This window comes from Enterococcus hirae ATCC 9790 (assembly GCF_000271405.2).
GTDB classification, from domain to species: Bacteria; Bacillota; Bacilli; order Lactobacillales; family Enterococcaceae; genus Enterococcus_B; species Enterococcus_B hirae.
Window position 1 is genome coordinate 206,606 of sequence record NC_018081.1, and the last position, 19,393, is coordinate 225,998.

The following is a 19,393-nucleotide window of genomic DNA, read 5'->3' on the forward strand; positions in this document are numbered from 1 at the left end:
ATAACTGTTTTCCATTCATAATTGTATCCTATAGTTATATATACATTCTTACATTTCAGCCTAAACCTATTTGAAATGAAACCAGTAGGTCGGAAAAAAGAAAGCCGAAATAACCATGATCACAGAAAATAGCTGATTCTACTTTCCATTATCACGGTTATTCCACAAAAAGAATGTTAGTCTTTTTTAGCATTTATATTCAATTTTTCCAAAGTGTCCATTGCTAAGGGATACTCGCTATTCGGACGTCCATCAAAATTCTCAGCGATAATCGTAAACCCTAGCTTTTGGTATAGTTGAATGGCAGGATGACTCCAAGTTTGCGTATGCAGATACACTGGTCCATGAGATACCAGCTTTTGGAAAATACGCAATACTTCGATCGTTAATGCTTTGGCAATCCCTTTTCCTTGATGTCTCGGATCTACTGCCAGCCAATGAAAAAGCGGATAGCTTCCATCCCTCCGTTTTTTGAACCAAGCGGTACAAGTCGCGATTTTTTCACCTGTATCAGTTACAACGAAAAGCATTCGTTGCTGAAGTTCTTCTTGATAAGGTAAAAAAGCTCTCTGAAAGTAAGCAAGTGCTTCTGTTTCTGTTGCGAACTCTCCGACTGATTGTTCGATTCTTGCCCATTCGGTTTCATCGCCTAGACGGTAGTACTCAAAATGATACCCAGTCGCTAAAGATTGCGTAGGGAGACTGTCACTTAATGGACGAGTCATCCAAATCTCGGCATAAGGAACATGTTTATCTAGCATGAGCTAACTTCCTTTCTAAACAGAATAGCTCTTTCTATCTGTTTTATCACAAAAGTTTGAACATCTCACTGTAGTCATTGATGGCTAGTTCATTTAACTAGCAATGGTTACATGCTTGCATCCACTGTTTTTGCTTCGCCAATGATGCGTACTTCTGTTTCCAAAGACACATCAAATTTTTCTTTGATCACTTCTTGGATATGCGCGATCAATTCTGTATAATCCGTAGCGGTCGCATGATCAATATTGACAATAAAGCCAGCATGTTTTTCAGAGATTTGAGCGCCACCCCATTTTAAGCCTTGTAATCCAGCTTCTTGGATCAATTGACCAGTAAAATGCCCCACAGGACGTTTGAATACACTCCCACAAGAAGGATATTCCAATGGTTGTTTCGATTGACGTAATTCAGTCAGCTCGTCCATCCGCCCTTTGATTACTTCATGCTCTCCTGCAGTTAATTGGAAACGTGCTTCTAAAACGACTGCATCCATTTCTTGGATTTTACTATGTCGATAAGAAAACGCCATTTCTTCGTTGGTTAGAGTTTTCAACGTACCATCTGCTAATAAAACATCCACTTCTGCTAATACGTCTTTGATTTCACCGCCATAGGCACCTGCATTCATATAAACAGCGCCTCCGATACTTCCAGGAATGCCACAAGCAAACTCAAACCCGGTTAAAGAAGTATCTAACGCCGCATAGGTCGTATCGATCAATTTTGCTCCAGCTTCAGCTGTGACCATCGTCCCAGAAACTCGGATTTGTTTCATCTCAGTCAACATGATCACCATGCCACGAATCCCACCATCTTGAACAATCAAATTACTGGCATTACCTAAAACCATCCAAGGTACATCATGGGTTCGGCAATAATCCACTACTTCTTTTACTTCATTTTGTGTTTTTGGGAAAACGAGAACATCCGCTGGACCGCCCGTTTTGGTAAACGTGTAATTCATCAATGGTTCATCAAACAATAGATTGAGTGCTGGTAAATTTTTAACTAAGTCTTCTTTATTCACTGAGGATTTTCCTTTCTATATCAAACATCCCCATTATTCTATCACGCTTAAAACAAACTTGCCAGTTTCCCTCACATTTGTTGTCTTGTATGTTTGCGTAGCATTTCTTCACAAAGTGCATGACTTTGCATGATTCCTTGTTGCTTCAATCCTTCCATTGAAGGTTTTTCTTTGCTAATCTCTGCGAAAAATGTTTGAACCATTGGCTCAAAACCGCGTTTGACTAACGTACTTTCCCAATCGCCAAATTTTTCTATTTCGATACCAGATGCTCGTTGGATCGTCATATCCGTTAATTCCGCCACTTCATAAGTACCACTTTTACTAGTGATCTGATAGTTCTCGCTATTTGCTCCACTTAAAAGATCCATTGTTAAAATTGCTGTTTGATGGGCTGTTTCCAATTGTAAAACCGCAAATTCCAAAAATTCTTTTGTTTCACGGATCTGATATTTCGTACGCAAGATCGGTTCGTCCAAAAGATATACCGCCGTATCAACAAGATGTAAAAACAAATCATAGATCACAAATTCCGTTGTTTCCTGAGCTGCAATTCGATTTTTTTGTAACTGGATTAGCCGCTTCTCGGGGACTTGTTTCAAACGTTCGACCATTGGGGCAAAACGTCGATTGAATCCAACCATTAAGACAACTTGATTTTTATCTGCCAGTTCTTGTAATTCGTTGATTTCATTAAGGTCAACACTGAGTGGTTTATCGATATACACATGCACCTGATTTTCAAGACATTTTTTGGCTAATTCATAATGTACCTTTGTGGCTGCATGAATCATACAAGCCTTGATATCCTGAGACAGTAGTTCATCAATTGATTCATATAGATGGTCAAATCCATACATTTCATGGATTCGTTTTTTCGTTTCTTTGTTTCTAGTCGCAAAGTAGAAATCAATCTTTCCTTGATTTTTTGCATAAGTAGGTAAATACGCTTTTTCTGCAATATTACCCACACCAATCACACCAATTCGCATGTTCGTTCCTCCAATCCATTCATTACTCTTATCTTACACTATTTTTTAGTAAAATAAGGTACAATAGAACCACAAATGCTAATCTAAGATCCAAAAGAAAGGATGCGTATTTAATTGAAATTTATCTCCTGGAATGTGAATGGCCTACGTGCAATCGTCAATAAAAATTTTTTAGACGTCTTTCATGAATTAGATGCCGACTTTTTCTGTCTTCAAGAAACCAAACTACAAGCCGGTCAAATCGAATTAGACTTACCTGGCTATCATCAATATTGGAATTATGCAGAAAGAAAAGGCTATTCAGGCACAGCGATCTTTGCCAAAGAACCCGCACTAAATGTCTCTTATGGAATGGGCATTGATTTACATGATCAAGAAGGACGTTTGATCACACTTGAATACCCTGAATTCTTTCTAGTTACTTGTTATACACCTAATTCCCAAAATGAATTAAAACGCTTGGACTACCGTTTACAATGGGAAGAAGCCTTTTACCATTACTTAGAAGAACTAAAAAAACAAAAACCAGTCATTGTGTGTGGCGACTTAAACGTTGCCCACCAGGAAATTGATTTGAAAAATTGGAAAACCAATCAAAAAAATGCTGGCTTTACGATGGAAGAACGAACTGCCTTCTCACACTTGTTAGCAAATGGCTTTATTGATACCTTCCGCTATTTCTATCCTGAACAAACTGGTATTTATTCTTGGTGGAGTTATCGTTTCAATGCTAGAAAAAACAACGCAGGTTGGCGTATCGACTATTTCTTAACTAGTGACGAGTTGAAGCCACGCTTGATAGATGCAAAAATCCATACCTCGATTATGGGAAGCGATCATTGTCCCGTAGAACTAGACTTGAAATAATCTCATTGTTAGCCATCGTCATCCTAGGCAGGGCTGAATATTTTTATTAAAGAGAATGAAGAAAGACCAGCAAAGATGCTTCTTTTTTGAGCGTGGCCTTTCTTCATTTGATTGATTTTTTTTACATATCCATCACTTTCTTTTCTTCACTTTTTATGTTAGTGTTTATTTTTTAAGGAGGTTTTATGCACATGAATTTTGTTGCAATGGACTTTGAAACAGCCAACCATCAATCCCACAGTGCTTGTTCATTAGCATTGGTTATGGTCCAAAATAGCCAAATCGTTGATGAATATTACACACTCATCCAGCCAGAAACACCTTTTTTCTGGAGAAATGTTCAAATTCACGGTATTCATCAAGAAGATGTTCGTACCGCACCCAAATTTCCTGAAGTTTGGCAAACGATTCAACATTATTTCCAAAAAAACCGCTTAGTCGTCGCTCATAACGCAGCTTTTGATACGAAAGTTCTAGCTGGTTGTTTAGATTATTACAATTTGCTCCAACCTCATTATTTATCTTTATGTACGGTAAAAACCAGTCGTCGTTTATTTCCAGAGATGCCAAATCATCGATTGAATACTGTCTGTGAAAATTTAAATATCACTTTAGCGAATCACCATGATGCATTAGAAGACAGTCGTGCCTGTGCAGAGATTTTACTTTATCAAGAAAAACACTTTGGAACAGATCCTTTGAAAAAATTAGTTACCCTAAAATGAGCTACTAAAAAACAGGTAGACAAAAAATCCATGGTTGCTTTTTACAGGTAACCATGGATTTTTTGATCGCCTTTTCTAACCTTTATCCCCTTCATTCCAACCATTCACCAATTTTTTCTGATTATTTGAAAAGATGTCCTCGATACAAAGGTAAGATATGAGACACTATACTCAATAAAAGTGAAAGGAGTATCATATGCCATACGTTAATGAGTTACACCGTCTCTGTGACATCTGGGCACTTACCTTAGGCTTGAAAGATAATGTTAATTGGATATCAAGTGATGATAAAACCAATTATCCTTTATTACTTTCGATTTATATTGAAACATTGAAACAAGATCACGATAATTTTTTTATTGAAGCAACAAAAAAAGAGAAGTTCATCCAGTCCCTTGAACGAAGTAAGCAATTTTACACATTTGGACATGGTGAAGAACTATCAAATGTCCTTCAAACTATGAGGGATGATGACCCTACAGATTTCATGCTTCTCCCAATTCACTATCTTTTAAAAAAACCGAAGATCGATCTCAACATGGGAGTAATAGATGGCTTTCGCGCTTCTGGATTATTGATTTATAAAGCCCCTACTGGTTATAAAGCAGTAATAGTTGATAAAATGAGACCTATTGATGGACTTCCTGTCTCCTACGTCTTGATTCCGCCAGAAAATTTATCCTCTCTTTGCGAAAAACTACTTTTAAACAATCAAGTTAAAAAGTACACAAAAGCAGAATTACCAACTATCAAAAAAAGAGAAATATTAGAGACAATCATTGATCACTCTATATCTAAAAAACTACTTCCTCTTAATGTATATACTGGCTATCAAAAAGTAGCTAATGATACTACCCTTGCAATAAAAGCACCTATCAAAACAGCATTATTTCACTGTCAATACGATATATTTAAATTGAGGGATCCATACTATGAAAAAATCACTTGGAAAAATGTTAGTTCTAATCCTGAGACTAATTCCAATCCTACGATAATTGCTCGTAAATCTTTATTAGCTACTATAAAAAAATTCAGTGGCGTCTCAAATTGTTTTGATCATTTATTTTCATGGTATTTAACAAAAAAACAAAGAAAAGTCAACTATGACTATACCGTTGACTTTAACAAAGATCCCTTTATCAACCAAATTTTTACGGGAGAAATCAATAATAAATCATATTTCTATCAAAAAAAGCAACAGTGCATTACAGCTTCAAAGCACATCCAAAAATCTACTGTTTTTCGAAAAATAGAAATAAAAAATGCTAACCCTGTCCGATAAAGTACTAACGGGTCAAATAAACAAATGATTCAGAAAATCTATGTTGCACTCTTTAGATTTAGGAGGAATGAACTGACTATTCCTCCTAAATCTAAGATCAGTCAATCAATAAAGACATCCTATAGACATCCAAAAAGTCCCCATCATCTGTTCGGGCCCCTCTTTTCATAAGCGCTTCGATTTCAAAACCCATTTTTTGATACAAGTGAACCGCTCGTTCATTTCGAGTTTGCACATCTAGTTCTAGTCTAAAAAGTACACCATTTTCTTTCACCCAAATCAATACTTCTTCAAGCAACATCGTTCCTAAGCCCAAACCCCAATAGTCCTTTAAGATGCTGATCCCAACTTCTCCCACATGAGAGATGCGGTATTGTTCGCTTGCTTTAACAGAAACAACCCCGATGATTTTTTGACCCATACAAGCTAAGAGTAAAAGATTATTATTGCTGTCTTGTAGATATTCGATGGATAAAGCTAAGGCTTCATGTGTTAGCTCCATTCCTTGTTCATCCATAACCAAAAAGTCAGTCTCTTCCTCTACTTGTTGCATCATTGCTAATAGTTCACTGGCATCATTTGGCTGAGCTTCTCGAATGGTCAATGAGATCTCTTCACTCATTGTTTTGTCTCCATTGTTCCACGATCCGTTGTTTGAAAGCTTCACTTTGCTCCCCATATGCTTGCAATTTCACATATCTATATTCTAAATCTGTATCACTTTTTTCTAAAATCAGTTCCAAATAGTCTTCTGGTAAGGCTTCTTCTAAAAGATTCCCCCATTCAATGACAGATAGACCCTCTCCTTCAAAATACTCATCTAAACCAAGATCCGCACCACTAGCTGCTACACGATAAATATCCATATGATAAAGTGGCAATCTACCTTGATCATATTCCCGAATAATTGTATAAGTGGGGCTCTTGATCATTTGTTCGATTCCTAATCCGCGAGCAATCCCTTTGGTCAGCGTTGTTTTTCCGGCTCCTAAGTCACCAGTTAATACTAAATTATCCCCAGGCAGTGCCACTTCACCGATGACTTTTGCCAATTCTTCTGTCTTATCTAAACCACTTAATTCAATCATTCTAACTTACTCCTTCATCTAGCCTTTTGTGACAGTATATCGTGGATGGAAAATTTTTTAAAGCAAAAAAAAGCTTGGGACAAAGGTCGTCCCGAGCTTTTTCATATGTGTCAAAATGAATAAATGTTTTTCAATCATCAGCTCCTTGCAATAAGTCTAAATTTTTCAAAACATGAAAAATGTTTCAAAAAAATCAGCGCTTATACGCTCGGAGCCGATCGCTTCTTTCACGAACTCTTATTCATTGAGTCTTAGATCTTAATCTAATAATGTTTGGGCTGCAGTAATGATCGCTAATTTATACACATCTTCTTCGTTTGCTCCACGAGATAAATCAGAAACTGGTTTATTCAATCCTTGTAAGATCGGTCCGATCGCTTCAAAGTTACCAAAACGTTGAGCAATTTTGTAACCAATGTTTCCAGATTGCAATTCTGGGAAAACAAAGACAGTTGCTTGTCCAGCTACATCAGAATCAGGTGCTTTTAGTTGAGCCACTGAAGGAACATAAGAAGCATCAAATTGTAATTCGCCATCAATTACATATTGAGGCGCTAATTTTTTAGCAATTTTAGTTGCTTCGACCACTTTATCCACTTCTGGTGCTTTCGCAGATCCTTTAGTTGAAAAACTCATTAATGCTACTTTAGGATCAATATCGAATAATTCAGCAGTCTTTGCCGATTCTACAGCGATTTCTGCTAATTCTTGGGCATTGGGATTGACATTGATAGCACAATCTGAAAAGACATATTTTTCTTGGTCACGTCCACGTACCATGATCATCGCACCACTTGTTCGGCTGACGCCTGGTTTTGTTTTGATGATTTGTAACGCTGGACGAACAGTATCTCCAGTTGAGTGAATCGCACCAGAAACCATCCCGTCAGCAATTCCCATATATGTCAACATCGTACCAAAGTAATTGACATCTTTTAAGATGCTTTCTGCTTGTTCCTTGGATGCCTTTCCATTACGACGTTCCACAAAAGCTTCAACCATTTCATCCCATTTATCATAACGATTTGGATCAATGATCGTAAAACTTGAAGTTTTAATTCCACGAGCATGAGCAGCAGCTGTGATTTCTTCTTCGCTACCAATCAAAATAGGTTCCACTAATTCTTCCGCTTTCAAACGAGCTGCTGCACCTAAAATTCTTGCATCAGTTGCTTCAGGAAAAACGATTTTAATGCTGCGACGTACAATTTTGAATCTCAAACTATCAAACAATTCCACAAGATGACCTCCAGATATTTTCTATGTATCCATCATACACTATTCCTAAAAAAAGAACAGTTTATTTTATCTGTATCAGTCAAAAAACCATTAGTAATGAAGTCTTTCACATAACATACAATCTGACATATAACAGGAAAACGCTGTCTTATTACACTGTTTCAGGTAATTGCCAATCGATCGGTGTTTCCCCTAATGCCATCAGTGCATCATTGGTCTTAGAAAAAGGTTTAGAGCCTAGGAATCCTCGATGAGCTGATAATGGACTAGGATGAGCAGATGTTAAAATGATATGCCGACTTTTATCAATCATTTTCATTTTTTCTTGAGCCGGTTTCCCCCATAAAATAAAAACGATTGGTTTTTCTCGTTCGTTTAATTTTTCAATGATTTTATCCGTCAATATTTCCCAACCTTTGCCACGATGTGAGTAAGCTTGACCTTCTCGGACCGTTAGTACCGTATTTAATAGTAAAACGCCTTGCTTAGCCCAAGAAACTAAATTGCCATGTTTGACCGGCGAAATACCTAAATCACTTTGCAATTCTTTATAGATATTGTTTAATGATGGTGGAATTTTAACCCCTGGTTGCACAGAAAAAGATAAGCCATGTGCTTGATTGACACCATGGTAAGGGTCTTGACCTAAAATCACAACCTTTACTTTTTCGTAAGGAGTCAATTCCAACGCTTCATAAATATGATACATATCTGGATGAATTTTCTGAGTCGTATATTCTTTTTTTAAAAAGTTTCTTAACTTTTGGTAGTATTCTTTTTCAAACTCATCTGTTAAAATCGTTTGCCAACTGTTATGAATGATTTCTTTCAATCGTTCCACCTCCAACAATCAGGATAACTCACAAATTCTTTCTTAACAAGGGGCAATCTTCGCGCGCAGTGTCATCTGGATATGGTAAACTAAGAAGAAGAGAAAGAAAGGAACGATGAGAGTTATGATCAAATTAATCGCATCAGATATGGACGGTACTTTATTAGATGCCCATATGAGTATATCACCCGAAAATGCCGAAGCGATCCGCTTTGCCAATGATGCAGGGATTGAATTTATGGTTGCGACTGGTCGCAATTATCAAGAAGCACGTGCGGCTTTAGATGAAGTTGGCATTGATTGTGCCATGATTACGCTAAATGGTGCGCAAGTTTTCGACAAAACAGGAAACTCCTTGTTCACTGTTCCAATACCGACTCTAAAAACTGCAACTGTCTTAGATATCCTTGATCAAAATGAGATTTATTATGAAGTATCGACCAATCGAGGGCTTTATTCTGAAAGCCAAGCCAAAAGAATTGAAAGCTTTGCCTCAATGATCGGTAGTCATCTCCCCCATTTAACATATAAAATGGCGATTGCGATGGCTTCAGCCAACCTTGAACTTTTGCATATCAATTATGTTGATAGTATTCGTGACTTGCTCCAAGACGAAACATTAGAGGTATTAAAAGTGATTTGTTTCCATACGGAAGGTCCGCGAGTATTGGGTCCAGTTGGAAAAGAAATCAGTGAACTGGGTGACTTAGCTGTTACTTCGTCTGGTCAAAACAATATCGAGGTCAATCACAAAAATGCCCAAAAAGGAATTGCTGTGGCTCATGTCGCACATGACCGAGGAATCGAATTAGACGATGTCATGGCGATTGGGGATAATTTTAATGACGTTAGTATGTTACAAGTGGCTGGTGTTAGTTTTGCGATGGGAAATGCTGAAATCGAAGTCAAAAATTACGCAAAATTTGTCACTGATACTAACCTGGAGTCTGGGGTCGGCAAGGCAATCTTACGGGCAATTTCCGAAAATCTATAATTTTCGAGAAAAGAGGGAGAAAGATGTCAGAATTTTTCATTCAAGAAAAGCATCTCAGTCGTGTCACGAGGACTGTTGTTAAAAATGAATCTGGTAAATCCATCTTCTTAATGGTTGGTCGTTGGGGAACAAAAGGAGATGCTTTGTCTCTTTATGCAATGAACGGAAATCTTGTGGCACATATTAAACAAACGAGTCTAACTTTCGGAACCCGTTTTGAACTTTATAAGGATTTTAAAAAAGTAGGAACGATGCAAAAAATCTTTAACTGGCCCGGGGATTTTTACTATGTACGTCGTCTTCATTGGACAGTTCAAGGAGATATCTATAACCATCAATATCAAATCCATCATTTTAATCAACGAATCATGAAAATGGATAAAGCAACGCTTTTTTCTGGAGATTATTATGTACTTGATATTCCAATGGAAGAAAATGCGCCTATCTGTATCTGTATCGCAGCTGTATTAGACTACTGGTTATATCGTAAAAACCATGACAAAGATACACCTCTTTCTTACCGATTAGACACAAATTAACTTGCTCCTTCTTATAATCAGAATAACTTCAAGAAAAAATAAGCCATCCTCTAGGAAACAAGACCCGCTAGTCAGAGCAAACGAACTTAGCAGATACGCTTCATGTAGGAAGGCTTATTTTTAGTTGGCTCAGTCAAACACTTGATGAGCCTTTATTTATTCTTCTTATTTATGCTTCTTATTTATGCTTCTTTCTTCTCATAAATCCCACAATAACAACTAACACAATAATCATTCCACCAACAATTGCTAACCATTTATTGGAAGCACTATTTGTTTTTGGCAAAACTTGCGAATCTTGATCTTGAAAATCCATTGACCGCGATTCATCGGTTACGTTAGTTGTTTCATTTGTGGAACTGTTAAACTCATTTCTATCTAAATCAGTACCCTTCCCTTGTTGTGGGATGGTGCTATTCATTCCATTTGATTGATTAGTTTTATCATTATTATTAGGATACACCTGATTGGTATCCTCTCCGCTCATACTTGGATCAATATGAAATGGAGTTGGCGTGTCAGTATCACTATTACCATTTGTTGGGTTGCTACTGCTGTCACCACTTGTTGGGTTAGTACTACCGTCACTGCTTGTTGTGTCCGTACTGCTGTCACTGCTTGTCGTATCCGTACTACTATCACTGCTTGTGGTATCCGTACTGCTGTCACTGCTTGTCGTATCCGTACTACTATCACTGCTTGTCGTATCCGTACTGCTATCACTACTTGTCGTATCCGTACTGCTGTCACTGCTTGTCGTGTCCGTACTGCTGTCACTGCTTGTCGTGTCCGTACTGCTGTCACTGCTTGTCGTGTCCGTACTGCTGTCACTGCTTGTCGTATCCGTACTGCTATCGCTTGATCCAGAATTATCTGGATTATCAGCAAGGAAAATTTCGTTAGGGTCCCAACGATTGGTTGCTGCATTTAGCGTAACATTTTTTCCGATAATCGTTCCATCCATATTTTGATTGGCTGTGACATCTGCTCGTGGCGCAATAATGGTACCTTGAAAAGGTGCATTTATCGCCAAGTTCGTTACATTACTTGGGAAATTCCATGAAATATTTGCGTCAGAAAAATCTTCCGTTTCATGATTTGCTCGATTATTGTAATGAATTTGTGACTGGATCGTGAAATCAGTTGGTGCATTGATGACATTCATAACCAAAATTTTATTTTCAGAATTTACAATATTCAGTGGTGTATTCATTGATAACACTGAAGCATCCACATTGATGATTACAACATCTGAACTTCCCATTCCTGTTACATCAATCGTTCGATTATTCATATCAGGAAAATCACTTGAAAGATAGGTTTTAGCAGGAGTAATCGACATCAAACTTTCCGAAGCTCCTTCTAATTTTGCAAATTCCGTGTCAAAATCAATATAAGTATTCCCAGGTCGATCTTGATAAAGTTCTGAAGCAGATAAATGGTCGATCCTTGAGCCATTCACCACTGCCCGATCATTTTCGATCCCTGTACTAATTGAAGAACCTACAACAAATTTATTTACTCGGTTACTATTTCCCGAAGTAAAGGATGAGCCAATCAAAGAATCAGTTGCTTGAACATAGTTGATTTCTAGTTGGAGGTCACCCGTGATGATATCTGTCCCAAAATTATTGTTTGCATCTAGCTCTTTTGTTGCAACATTACCATTTGTATGCGCGTTTATCGTCGTTTTTTCTTTTGCGAATATATGGAATTGAGAAGCAATCCCTAATATTCCATAATCACCAGTTAAATCATCATAGATGCTACCAGAATCTTGAGGCGTATAAGTTTCCGCTATTGCAGGTAGAGCAACAAAGAGATTTAAAAATAATAGCATAACACCAAATATATTCCCAATTTTACTTCTTAACATTTCAACGGTCCTTTCCTGTCTCCAAGCCCAGTGACGAGCGATAGAGCATATTTTAATACTTAAAAAAAGACCCGTCATTACAGAATAATTGAAAATAAATGAAAAATATTTTCATAAAAAAGAGATTATAACAACTATCATTTAATATATACAACTGACATTTATGAAAACAAAACAAAAAAAGAGTGAAAAACCTTGTTTTCACTCAACATTTTATCAAATAATAGTTACAACAATTTAAATGTCTTTATTAAAAAATAATAAGTTTGATTTAATTAAGAAACCATTAAATTTCCTTTTGCATGTGATCATAAAGATGATCACTGATTTTCCTTTTACCTACTACTTTAAATCCGTGACGTTCATATAATCTTTTGGCGTTAGGATTCTGTTCATCTACACTTAAACCAATAACATTTCGCCCAGTTTTTTTAGCTAATTTAGGTAAAGCTTCAAGTAAGTGTGAACCTATTCCTTGTCCTCTAAAAGCTTCCGAAACGGAAATGGAATCCAAATACCATTCTTTAGGAAATGTTTCTTGATCTACAAATAATTGTTCCTTATCTGTAATTCCATGTTTTTCTAAAATTACTTCTAAGGGTTTATCGATAAATGGCTCTTCTTCATCTGTGTAGCCAAATGCTACACCAGCTATCTTGCCATCAATTTCTTCAACAATTCCTCTTGTATAACTGTAACGATAATCGGGATCCATAATGGCTTCTTCTAAGATTTCAATTGTTTTTTCTTTCCCATACTTTTGTAAAAAAGGTAATTCCATATCATTTAAAATAACTAAAATAAGCGGAGCAATCTCTTGAGCATCCTCTTTTTTTGCAAAACGAATCATTTCATTCTCTCCTTTTTTTCATTCTATCACTGAAAAATAAAGATCAAAAGAGTTATTTTAAATAATCCTCGATTTTTTGGGTAACAAAATAACCATGTGAAACGATGCGAGCAGCTTCTGTCCGGCAATAAGGACAAACGATCGGCATTTCTTTATCAACATGTTCAACTACATTGTTGACTTCTTCATAAGTAAACTTTTTCCCGCAATTTGGGCATTTCATCTTTTCCATAGCAATGACTTCCTTTCTTTTTTACACATTTAGCTTACTCTTATATTGTAAAAAAGAAAAATGATAGCTATTGATTTTTAGGCACGAATCAACAAAACAGATTCTTCATTATCCTCTGCTAATTTGATCTCATAGTATAATTTGTCGCTTTTCATTAGCAAAACCCAACTTCTTACTTTAGCATTGCGCTTTCCACTTTGTTTAACAGCTTCTTTCATTGCCTTTTGAGGAGATTTGCTTGAGTAGATCTTTTTGATGTCAAAGAATGGTTGGTTTTCGGCTAATTTACTCGAACGAACAGCTGGCTTTCCGGTTGTAGGATTGACAACAAGCATTTGTTCAGAATCTACGAAAAGATATTGAAAGGTATTGTTTGTTTGTTGTTGGACATCCTCTTTTGGTACAAACTGAACCATTTGAACTTTTGTTTTATTTGTTTCTTTTTTAAAGATTCCCACTGCTTTTTTCAGTGAGATTTGATATTCTTGTTCACTAATATCATCATAACGAAACGTAGCAGTCAATAATCCTAACGAAGCCGTTAGCCCAATAAGTATGAGAATAGCTGACCCAAATAAAATTTTTTTCATCTTCATCAGTGTCTCCCTTTTCCTTTTTTTACTAGCATATCAAGATTTTTTATTAAAAAAAATCGAATGACAGAAAGAAAAAGTGACAATTTTGTTACTTATTCATGTAATTCTAACGGCAAGCCATCTGGATCAAAGAAAAAAGTCATTTTTTTCCCAGTAAATGTATCGATTCGAATTGGCTCAGTTTCGATCCCTTTTAAACGAAGCTCTTCAATGACAGATTCAATCTGTTCCACTTTAAAAGCCAGATGTCTTAATCCACATGCTTCTGGATAACTTGGACGTTTAGGCGCATTAGCTACCCCGAATATTTCTAATTCAGCTGTTCCAAGCTTTAAATCTAATTTATAATCTTCTCTTTCCGCACGATAATTTTCACGGATTACTTCAAAGCCTAACTTATCAACGTAAAATTCCCGTGATTTTTGATAGTCAGATACAATAATTGCGACATGATGGATAGCAGATAAATTCATTTTTTTACTCCTTTACTCTTTTATTCTTTTTCATATTTTAACATTTTCTTTGGTCAAAAGTTTTTTATAAAGAAAAAAATGGAAAGTTCACCTACGTCGGTTGACTTCCCATTCTTTCATCAATTCAATGTAAAGTTTTCATGTTTCCAGAAAACAAAGCAAAAAGTATCATAACACATATTATTTTAAATTGAAAGACTAGAAATATTTTTTGAAAGTAATACAATAGGTTGTGTCAACAAATCGAACGCATACTATATTTAGTGTTTAAAGGAGCTTTTATCAATGATAAATTATTTTCGCTTTTTAGCACACCAACTCAAAGGTTGGCCTCAACAAAATTACTATCTTTTCTTTTTTAGTCTTGGGTGTCAGATTATGACCCTTGTGAATAGCCCTATTACTTGGTTAGCGGTGATCACTTTTATCGGTACTACACTTGGTGTCTTGTGTATCTTATCAATCAATGCAGCGAAATCTGTTAATGGTATTTTAGGAATTTTATCAGCTATTTGTTTCATCATCGTTGGTTTTTCTGCTAAAAATTACTTGAGTATCGGCGAACAAATCGCCTATATGATCACCTTAGATATCCCTGTTTTATTAAGTAAAGAATGGAATCATAACATGGCAGCAAAAATCCGTAAGTTCAATGGAAAAACATGGTTAGTCGCAATTTTTGCTACGATCCTGGTTTATGCTATTTCAGGTTTCTTGATTGGGCGCTTAACAGACGATCCACGTCCTTGGATCGATGCTATTGCCTTTTCAATCAGTTTGACAGCTGGTGTGATCAGTTTCTTGCGTTACAATAACCAATATTATTGGTGGTTGGCTTCAGGATTAGCACAGATGGTTCTGTGGTACATCTCATTTAGACATGGTTCAGCTAGTTTAGCTATGTTTGTCAATAGTTCCGTTTACCTATTGAATGATGTCTTGGCTTTCACAGTTTCTCCTTGGTATAACCAAAAAGAACGTGAACGAATGCTAAAAATGGAAAAAGAATATGATCAAGAGCATGAAAAGAGTGTGCTGATTTAAGACCGTGCCATGATCATTTTGATCTGAATATAATCGACAGTCTTCTGGTAAAGCATGTTTCGATGTTCCCTTTTTCTTGGTACTTATCTAAATAAGCTAGCTGCCGCCAACAATTGATTGGTGGTAGCTAGCTTATTTTTACCCTATCGACTTTCACAATAGTCTTTTTAATAATTGCTTAGTTTTTGAACTTTCTGTTTGCAAAACTTTTTCTAATCGTTGGAAATATTGTAACGCATGTTGTTGTTCTTTCGATAAGGAATAGTCATTTTCATTTAGTTCTGTTAAAATGGTCATCACTTTTTTCGTTTTCAACTCAACAGCAATTTTATCCCATACTTCCTCGGTGACTACCTTTTTCTGTGACACATTTTCGTTGGCTATCACTGTTTGCTTCATTTCTTTTTCTTTTCGTAAGACCTTCAAGAAACCATTTCTCATGACTCTAGGAATACTATCAAAGAAGCCTTCTGTGAAACCATAACGACAATATTGCTGCCAGATGAAAAGATACACCTCGGATTGGATAAATCGCTGCTTGCGTGCATATTCGGTCATTTTACTCTGTTGTTCTGGAGTTTGTTGGCGTCCAGTTGCTCTTAATTGCTGGATGAATGTTTCAAAGAAGGTCAATGATAGTTGTTCACCCCCGTCAACAGCGATCAACGCCCAGTCTTTTTGCAAAAAAGTTCGGTAATTCGTTAAAAAAGTCTCGACATCTTTCACTAATTCTTCTGAAAAATCTTCAAATAGTTCTTTCTTCCCACGAATTTTTTTAGGGGTTCCCTCTAATTGCGTTGCAATACGTGAGATCTCTTGTTTCAGCGCTTGATAATCAGCAAGATAAATTGGCATATCTGCTTCACGAAAATCCACAACCCTGGCAACTAGTTTTTGATCAGGCAAATAGGGATTTTTTAATTTTCGATTTTGGTAGAGCATAAAACAATATTCTTGCCATAAATCTTCTGGAAACACCACGTTTTGCTGTTTCAGCCACAATAATTCGTCTAGTGCTAAATCGACTTTAGTCATTCCTTGATTGATAGATGTTGCGATTTGCGGGCTTACGTGTAAATGTTCAGCAAAGTGATTGATCCCTAAAGAAAGGCTCTTACCGGTCTTTGGTGAATGAACGATATATTGCACTTTTAATTCACGACCGCATTCGCAATATAATTTTTGTTGTCGCCGTTTGGTACGAAAAAAAGGATTGATTTTAAAATCGGAAAAGACCCAATCAGTCGCTGCTAAATAATTTTCTTCTATAAATTGGGAATTGATCAAGTAGCGTCGATGTTGATCAACTAATTGACGTTGTTTCGTCGTCAACTTTTCATAGATTTCCCAACGCTGATTACTTGTATACTGTTTTGATATCTTAATTGGATAGACTTGATTGATTTCTTTGGGATACCATTCTTTAAATACCTTTTGCCAGTCGTTCATTACTTATGTTTCCTTTCAAAAAAAGAATCGACTGGTCTAATTCGACCAGTCGACACAATGATTTGTTTTTCACTACATTATTTGTAAAAATTAGTGAGTTGTTCCTGCATTGCCAGCAATGTCATGATCATTTGTTACGGCTGCTTCTACTGCATAAGTCAAAGAAGCGGCAATATCATCTAATGACATTGATGGTGTGCCTACTGGACGATCAATCACTTGATCAGGTGAAAATGGCACATGGATAAATCCGCCACGAATCGTCGGGAATTTTGTCTCAATCAAGTGAAGCAAACGATACATGATGTCGTTGCAAACAAAGGTACCCGCTGTATACGAAATGTAAGCAGGTAATCCATGTTCATGGACATTTTTTGTCATTGCTTTAATCGGTAAAGAAGTGAAATAAGCAGCTGGTCCATCTGGTTCTAACGCTGTATCAAAAGGTTGGTTTCCTTCGTTGTCAGCAATTCTAGCTTCTGCTAAATTGATTGCTACTCGTTCGAATGAAACAGCTGAACGTCCACCAGCTTGTCCAACACAGATGACGATTTCCGGCTGATGTTCTTCGATTGCTTTTTCCACAACTTGGCTGCTTTTAGCAAAAACCGTTGGGACTTCCACTTTGATAATTTGTGCTCCAGCAATTTCATCAGGCATTTTTTTCACTGCTTCATAAGCAGGATTCACTTTATCTCCACCAAATGGATCAAAACCAGTTACTAGTACTTTCATTTTACATTCCTCCATTATTCTCAATATAAACTAACTATTATTATAGAGTTTTTTCTTATTTAAATAAAATCATATAAACGATTTGGAACACTAACATGAAGATCGCTACGAATAATTGGTTCTTGATTACGCCGTATTTGTCTTTCATCTCTAACATTGCCACAGGCACGACATTGAAGTTTGCAGCCATCGGTGTTAACAAGGTTCCACAGAACCCACAGGTCAGAGCAACCATTCCCACTAGTGCTGGATTTGCGCCGTGACTGAATACAAACGGTGCACCGATCCCTACAGTCATTACCGTAATCGCTGCAAAGGCGTTCCCCATAATCACCGTGAAGATAACCATACCCAATGCATAGATTATAATACCGACATTCACATTACCTTCGGGAACGATTTGCCCGACTGCATTAGAAATAACTGTCCCTACTCCTGCACTTGTAAAAACCGCTCCTAATGATGCCAAGAGCATTGGTAACATACTTAAAGGTCCTACTGTTCCTAGCATATCTGCAGCATCATCTAAGAAAGTAGTTGGTCGATTGTCTCGTGAGAAGAACATCATGATCACCATTGCGGCAAAAACACCAACACCAACACCAACTAATGCGCCAAGCTTAGTAAAGAGTGCGAACAAGATTGCAAAGATCCCAATACTCAATGCCGGAATAAAGATTTTCATTCCTAATTTATCAGACATTTTTTCCATGTATTGTTTAGAAGGTAAGCGACTTTCTCCTTTGCTGACTTTCTTTGCAATCGCTGGAACTGTCATGGCAAAAATCAAAAGACCGTTGACGATCGCAGGTAACCATCTTCCACCAGCAATTACGATTCCTAATACTGTCCAGAAAAAAGCAGAACCGTATCGATGAGGATTCGTTTTATCGTTAATATTTCTGATTCCTGTATAAATAAGAACTAACCCCATGATGATATATAATATTTCTAATAATTTATCCCCTAATAAAATTTCAGGATCTGTAAAAAAGCTCATATTATTGCCCCTTTCCTGAATAATATTTTTTCGCTAATTTTTTCTCTCTTAAGTAGAAATAAATACTTGCAACAATCAGTGCAACGACAGCAACTGGTACTTCAACCAAAGCAAGTTGTCCTAGTGTCACTTCATAACCCAGACCTTTTAAAGTCGATTGAACTAACAACGCACCTGCTCCACCAACGAATAATACTTGACCAAAGAACCAACAAATATTTTCCATCGCAGAAGACATGCCTTTTAATTCTTCCTCATGTTGTGGATCAATTTCCAGGCCTTTTGATTCGACTGTTCCTAAAGCCATTGGCATGATGATTGGGCGAACAAAACCGGCAACTCCACCAAAGCTGACATTGAACGCTGCAAAGATCATACGGAAGACCCCATAGATATCAATGATCATTCCAGCTGATACTTTCTTAAAGCGCTTAATAAGCGAAGCTGCTGATTCTTTCAAACCATTACGTTCCAGTGTACCTGTTGCCAACATAATAATGATAAAAATAGCCATTCCTCGATTATTGACAAAACTTGTTCCTAAAGTTTCTAACATTCCTTCAATTCCTAAACCGCCTGTCAATGCGGTGACAATCAGTGCGACCATTACGATCAAAATTGAATCTAATTTTAGTGCAAAACCGATAATGACGATCAAGACACCTAAAAGACTAAGATAGTTCTCCATTTGACTTCCTCCTTAAAATTACAAGATATTTTTTTATTATAAATCAAAAAGCCATGAAAATATAGATAAAATCCAATTATCTCATTATATTTTTTAAAAATTC

22 protein-coding genes are annotated in these 19,393 nt (G+C 36.7%); 6 read left to right on the forward strand and 16 right to left on the reverse strand.

Translation table 11 applies throughout. From position 1 onward, the window contains the following. Positions 1-176: 176 nt before the first annotated feature. The 3 genes from EHR_RS01085 to EHR_RS01095 all read right to left on the reverse strand — a co-directional run bounded on the left by EHR_RS01085 (position 177) and on the right by EHR_RS01095 (position 2,781). Positions 177-761, reverse strand: coding sequence for a GNAT family N-acetyltransferase (locus tag EHR_RS01085; protein ID WP_010738299.1), 585 nt, complete (start codon positions 759-761; stop codon positions 177-179). Positions 762-868: 107 nt separating this feature from the next. Then, a complete protein-coding gene (murB, locus tag EHR_RS01090) occupies positions 869-1,789 on the reverse strand; it encodes a UDP-N-acetylmuramate dehydrogenase (protein ID WP_010719857.1) in 921 nt (306 codons plus the stop codon). A gap of 71 nt (positions 1,790-1,860) precedes the next feature. Then, entirely contained in the window at positions 1,861-2,781 is a 921-nt protein-coding gene (locus EHR_RS01095; RefSeq protein WP_010738300.1) for a Gfo/Idh/MocA family protein, read from the reverse strand. A gap of 114 nt (positions 2,782-2,895) precedes the next feature. Here EHR_RS01095 and EHR_RS01100 point away from each other — a divergent pair, with 114 nt between their 5' ends. The 3 genes from EHR_RS01100 to EHR_RS01110 all read left to right on the forward strand — a co-directional run bounded on the left by EHR_RS01100 (position 2,896) and on the right by EHR_RS01110 (position 5,655). After that, the gene (locus EHR_RS01100; RefSeq protein ID WP_010738301.1) at positions 2,896-3,648 is read left to right on the forward strand and encodes an exodeoxyribonuclease III; all 753 of its coding nucleotides are present in this window, start codon (positions 2,896-2,898) and stop codon (positions 3,646-3,648) included. 191 nt (positions 3,649-3,839) lie between these two features. After that, complete coding sequence (locus EHR_RS01105; RefSeq protein WP_010719861.1) at positions 3,840-4,373, forward strand: 3'-5' exonuclease; 534 nt, start codon at positions 3,840-3,842, stop codon at positions 4,371-4,373. Between the two features lie 196 nt (positions 4,374-4,569). Further along, the gene (locus EHR_RS01110; protein ID WP_010738302.1) at positions 4,570-5,655 is read left to right on the forward strand and encodes a hypothetical protein; all 1,086 of its coding nucleotides are present in this window, start codon (positions 4,570-4,572) and stop codon (positions 5,653-5,655) included. A 97-nt stretch (positions 5,656-5,752) separates the two neighbouring features. On the opposite strand, the gene EHR_RS01115 is transcribed toward EHR_RS01110, so the two are convergent. The 4 genes from EHR_RS01115 to EHR_RS01130 form a co-directional block, all read right to left on the reverse strand. Further along, positions 5,753-6,277, reverse strand: coding sequence for a GNAT family N-acetyltransferase (locus EHR_RS01115; RefSeq protein WP_010738303.1), 525 nt, complete (start codon positions 6,275-6,277; stop codon positions 5,753-5,755). Continuing rightward, on the reverse strand, positions 6,270-6,743 hold the full coding sequence (tsaE, locus tag EHR_RS01120) for a tRNA (adenosine(37)-N6)-threonylcarbamoyltransferase complex ATPase subunit type 1 TsaE (RefSeq protein ID WP_010738304.1): 474 nt from the start codon (positions 6,741-6,743) through the stop codon (positions 6,270-6,272). Before tsaE ends, EHR_RS01115 begins: the two co-directional genes overlap by 8 nt. A gap of 258 nt (positions 6,744-7,001) precedes the next feature. Further along, positions 7,002-7,982, reverse strand: a complete 981-nt coding sequence (gene pta / locus EHR_RS01125; protein WP_010719866.1) for a phosphate acetyltransferase — start codon at positions 7,980-7,982, stop codon at positions 7,002-7,004. 151 nt (positions 7,983-8,133) lie between these two features. Beyond that, positions 8,134-8,814: a uracil-DNA glycosylase gene (locus EHR_RS01130; protein ID WP_010719867.1), complete on the reverse strand. Its 681-nt coding sequence runs from the start codon at positions 8,812-8,814 to the stop codon at positions 8,134-8,136. A 124-nt stretch (positions 8,815-8,938) separates the two neighbouring features. On the opposite strand from EHR_RS01130, the gene EHR_RS01135 reads away from it, so the two are divergent. Together EHR_RS01135 and EHR_RS01140 are read left to right on the forward strand one after the other, a co-directional pair. Further along, positions 8,939-9,808 (forward strand): Cof-type HAD-IIB family hydrolase, encoded by an 870-nt coding sequence (locus EHR_RS01135; protein ID WP_010738305.1) that lies wholly within the window; start codon positions 8,939-8,941, stop codon positions 9,806-9,808. 23 nt (positions 9,809-9,831) lie between these two features. Then, a complete protein-coding gene (locus EHR_RS01140; protein ID WP_010719869.1) occupies positions 9,832-10,347 on the forward strand; it encodes an LURP-one-related/scramblase family protein in 516 nt (171 codons plus the stop codon). 178 nt (positions 10,348-10,525) lie between these two features. On the opposite strand, the gene EHR_RS01145 is transcribed toward EHR_RS01140, so the two are convergent. The 5 genes from EHR_RS01145 to gloA2 form a co-directional block, all read right to left on the reverse strand. Continuing rightward, positions 10,526-12,223, reverse strand: coding sequence for a collagen-binding domain-containing protein (locus EHR_RS01145; RefSeq protein WP_016249920.1), 1,698 nt, complete (start codon positions 12,221-12,223; stop codon positions 10,526-10,528). Between the two features lie 286 nt (positions 12,224-12,509). Beyond that, complete coding sequence (locus EHR_RS01150) at positions 12,510-13,073, reverse strand: GNAT family N-acetyltransferase (RefSeq protein ID WP_010719873.1); 564 nt, start codon at positions 13,071-13,073, stop codon at positions 12,510-12,512. A 52-nt stretch (positions 13,074-13,125) separates the two neighbouring features. After that, a complete protein-coding gene (locus tag EHR_RS01155) occupies positions 13,126-13,305 on the reverse strand; it encodes a primosomal protein N' (protein ID WP_010738307.1) in 180 nt (59 codons plus the stop codon). A gap of 77 nt (positions 13,306-13,382) precedes the next feature. Next, on the reverse strand, positions 13,383-13,901 hold the full coding sequence (locus tag EHR_RS01160; RefSeq protein ID WP_010738308.1) for a hypothetical protein: 519 nt from the start codon (positions 13,899-13,901) through the stop codon (positions 13,383-13,385). Positions 13,902-13,993: 92 nt separating this feature from the next. Then, positions 13,994-14,374 (reverse strand): SMU1112c/YaeR family gloxylase I-like metalloprotein, encoded by a 381-nt coding sequence (gene gloA2 / locus EHR_RS01165; protein ID WP_010719876.1) that lies wholly within the window; start codon positions 14,372-14,374, stop codon positions 13,994-13,996. 285 nt (positions 14,375-14,659) lie between these two features. On the opposite strand from gloA2, the gene pnuC reads away from it, so the two are divergent. Further along, positions 14,660-15,418 carry a nicotinamide riboside transporter PnuC gene (pnuC, locus tag EHR_RS01170; protein ID WP_010738309.1) on the forward strand — a complete coding sequence of 253 codons (759 nt, stop codon included), beginning with the start codon at positions 14,660-14,662 and terminating at the stop codon, positions 15,416-15,418. A 153-nt stretch (positions 15,419-15,571) separates the two neighbouring features. On the opposite strand, the gene EHR_RS01175 is transcribed toward pnuC, so the two are convergent. From EHR_RS01175 to EHR_RS01190, 4 genes are all read right to left on the reverse strand, one after another. Beyond that, a complete protein-coding gene (locus EHR_RS01175) occupies positions 15,572-16,867 on the reverse strand; it encodes a hypothetical protein (RefSeq protein WP_010738310.1) in 1,296 nt (431 codons plus the stop codon). A 90-nt stretch (positions 16,868-16,957) separates the two neighbouring features. Beyond that, complete coding sequence (gene pcp / locus EHR_RS01180) at positions 16,958-17,602, reverse strand: pyroglutamyl-peptidase I (RefSeq protein ID WP_010738311.1); 645 nt, start codon at positions 17,600-17,602, stop codon at positions 16,958-16,960. A 55-nt stretch (positions 17,603-17,657) separates the two neighbouring features. Next, positions 17,658-18,602 carry a DUF979 domain-containing protein gene (locus tag EHR_RS01185; RefSeq protein WP_010719880.1) on the reverse strand — a complete coding sequence of 315 codons (945 nt, stop codon included), beginning with the start codon at positions 18,600-18,602 and terminating at the stop codon, positions 17,658-17,660. Position 18,603: 1 nt separating this feature from the next. Then, a complete protein-coding gene (locus tag EHR_RS01190; protein ID WP_010719881.1) occupies positions 18,604-19,290 on the reverse strand; it encodes a DUF969 domain-containing protein in 687 nt (228 codons plus the stop codon). Positions 19,291-19,393: the final 103 nt, after the last annotated feature.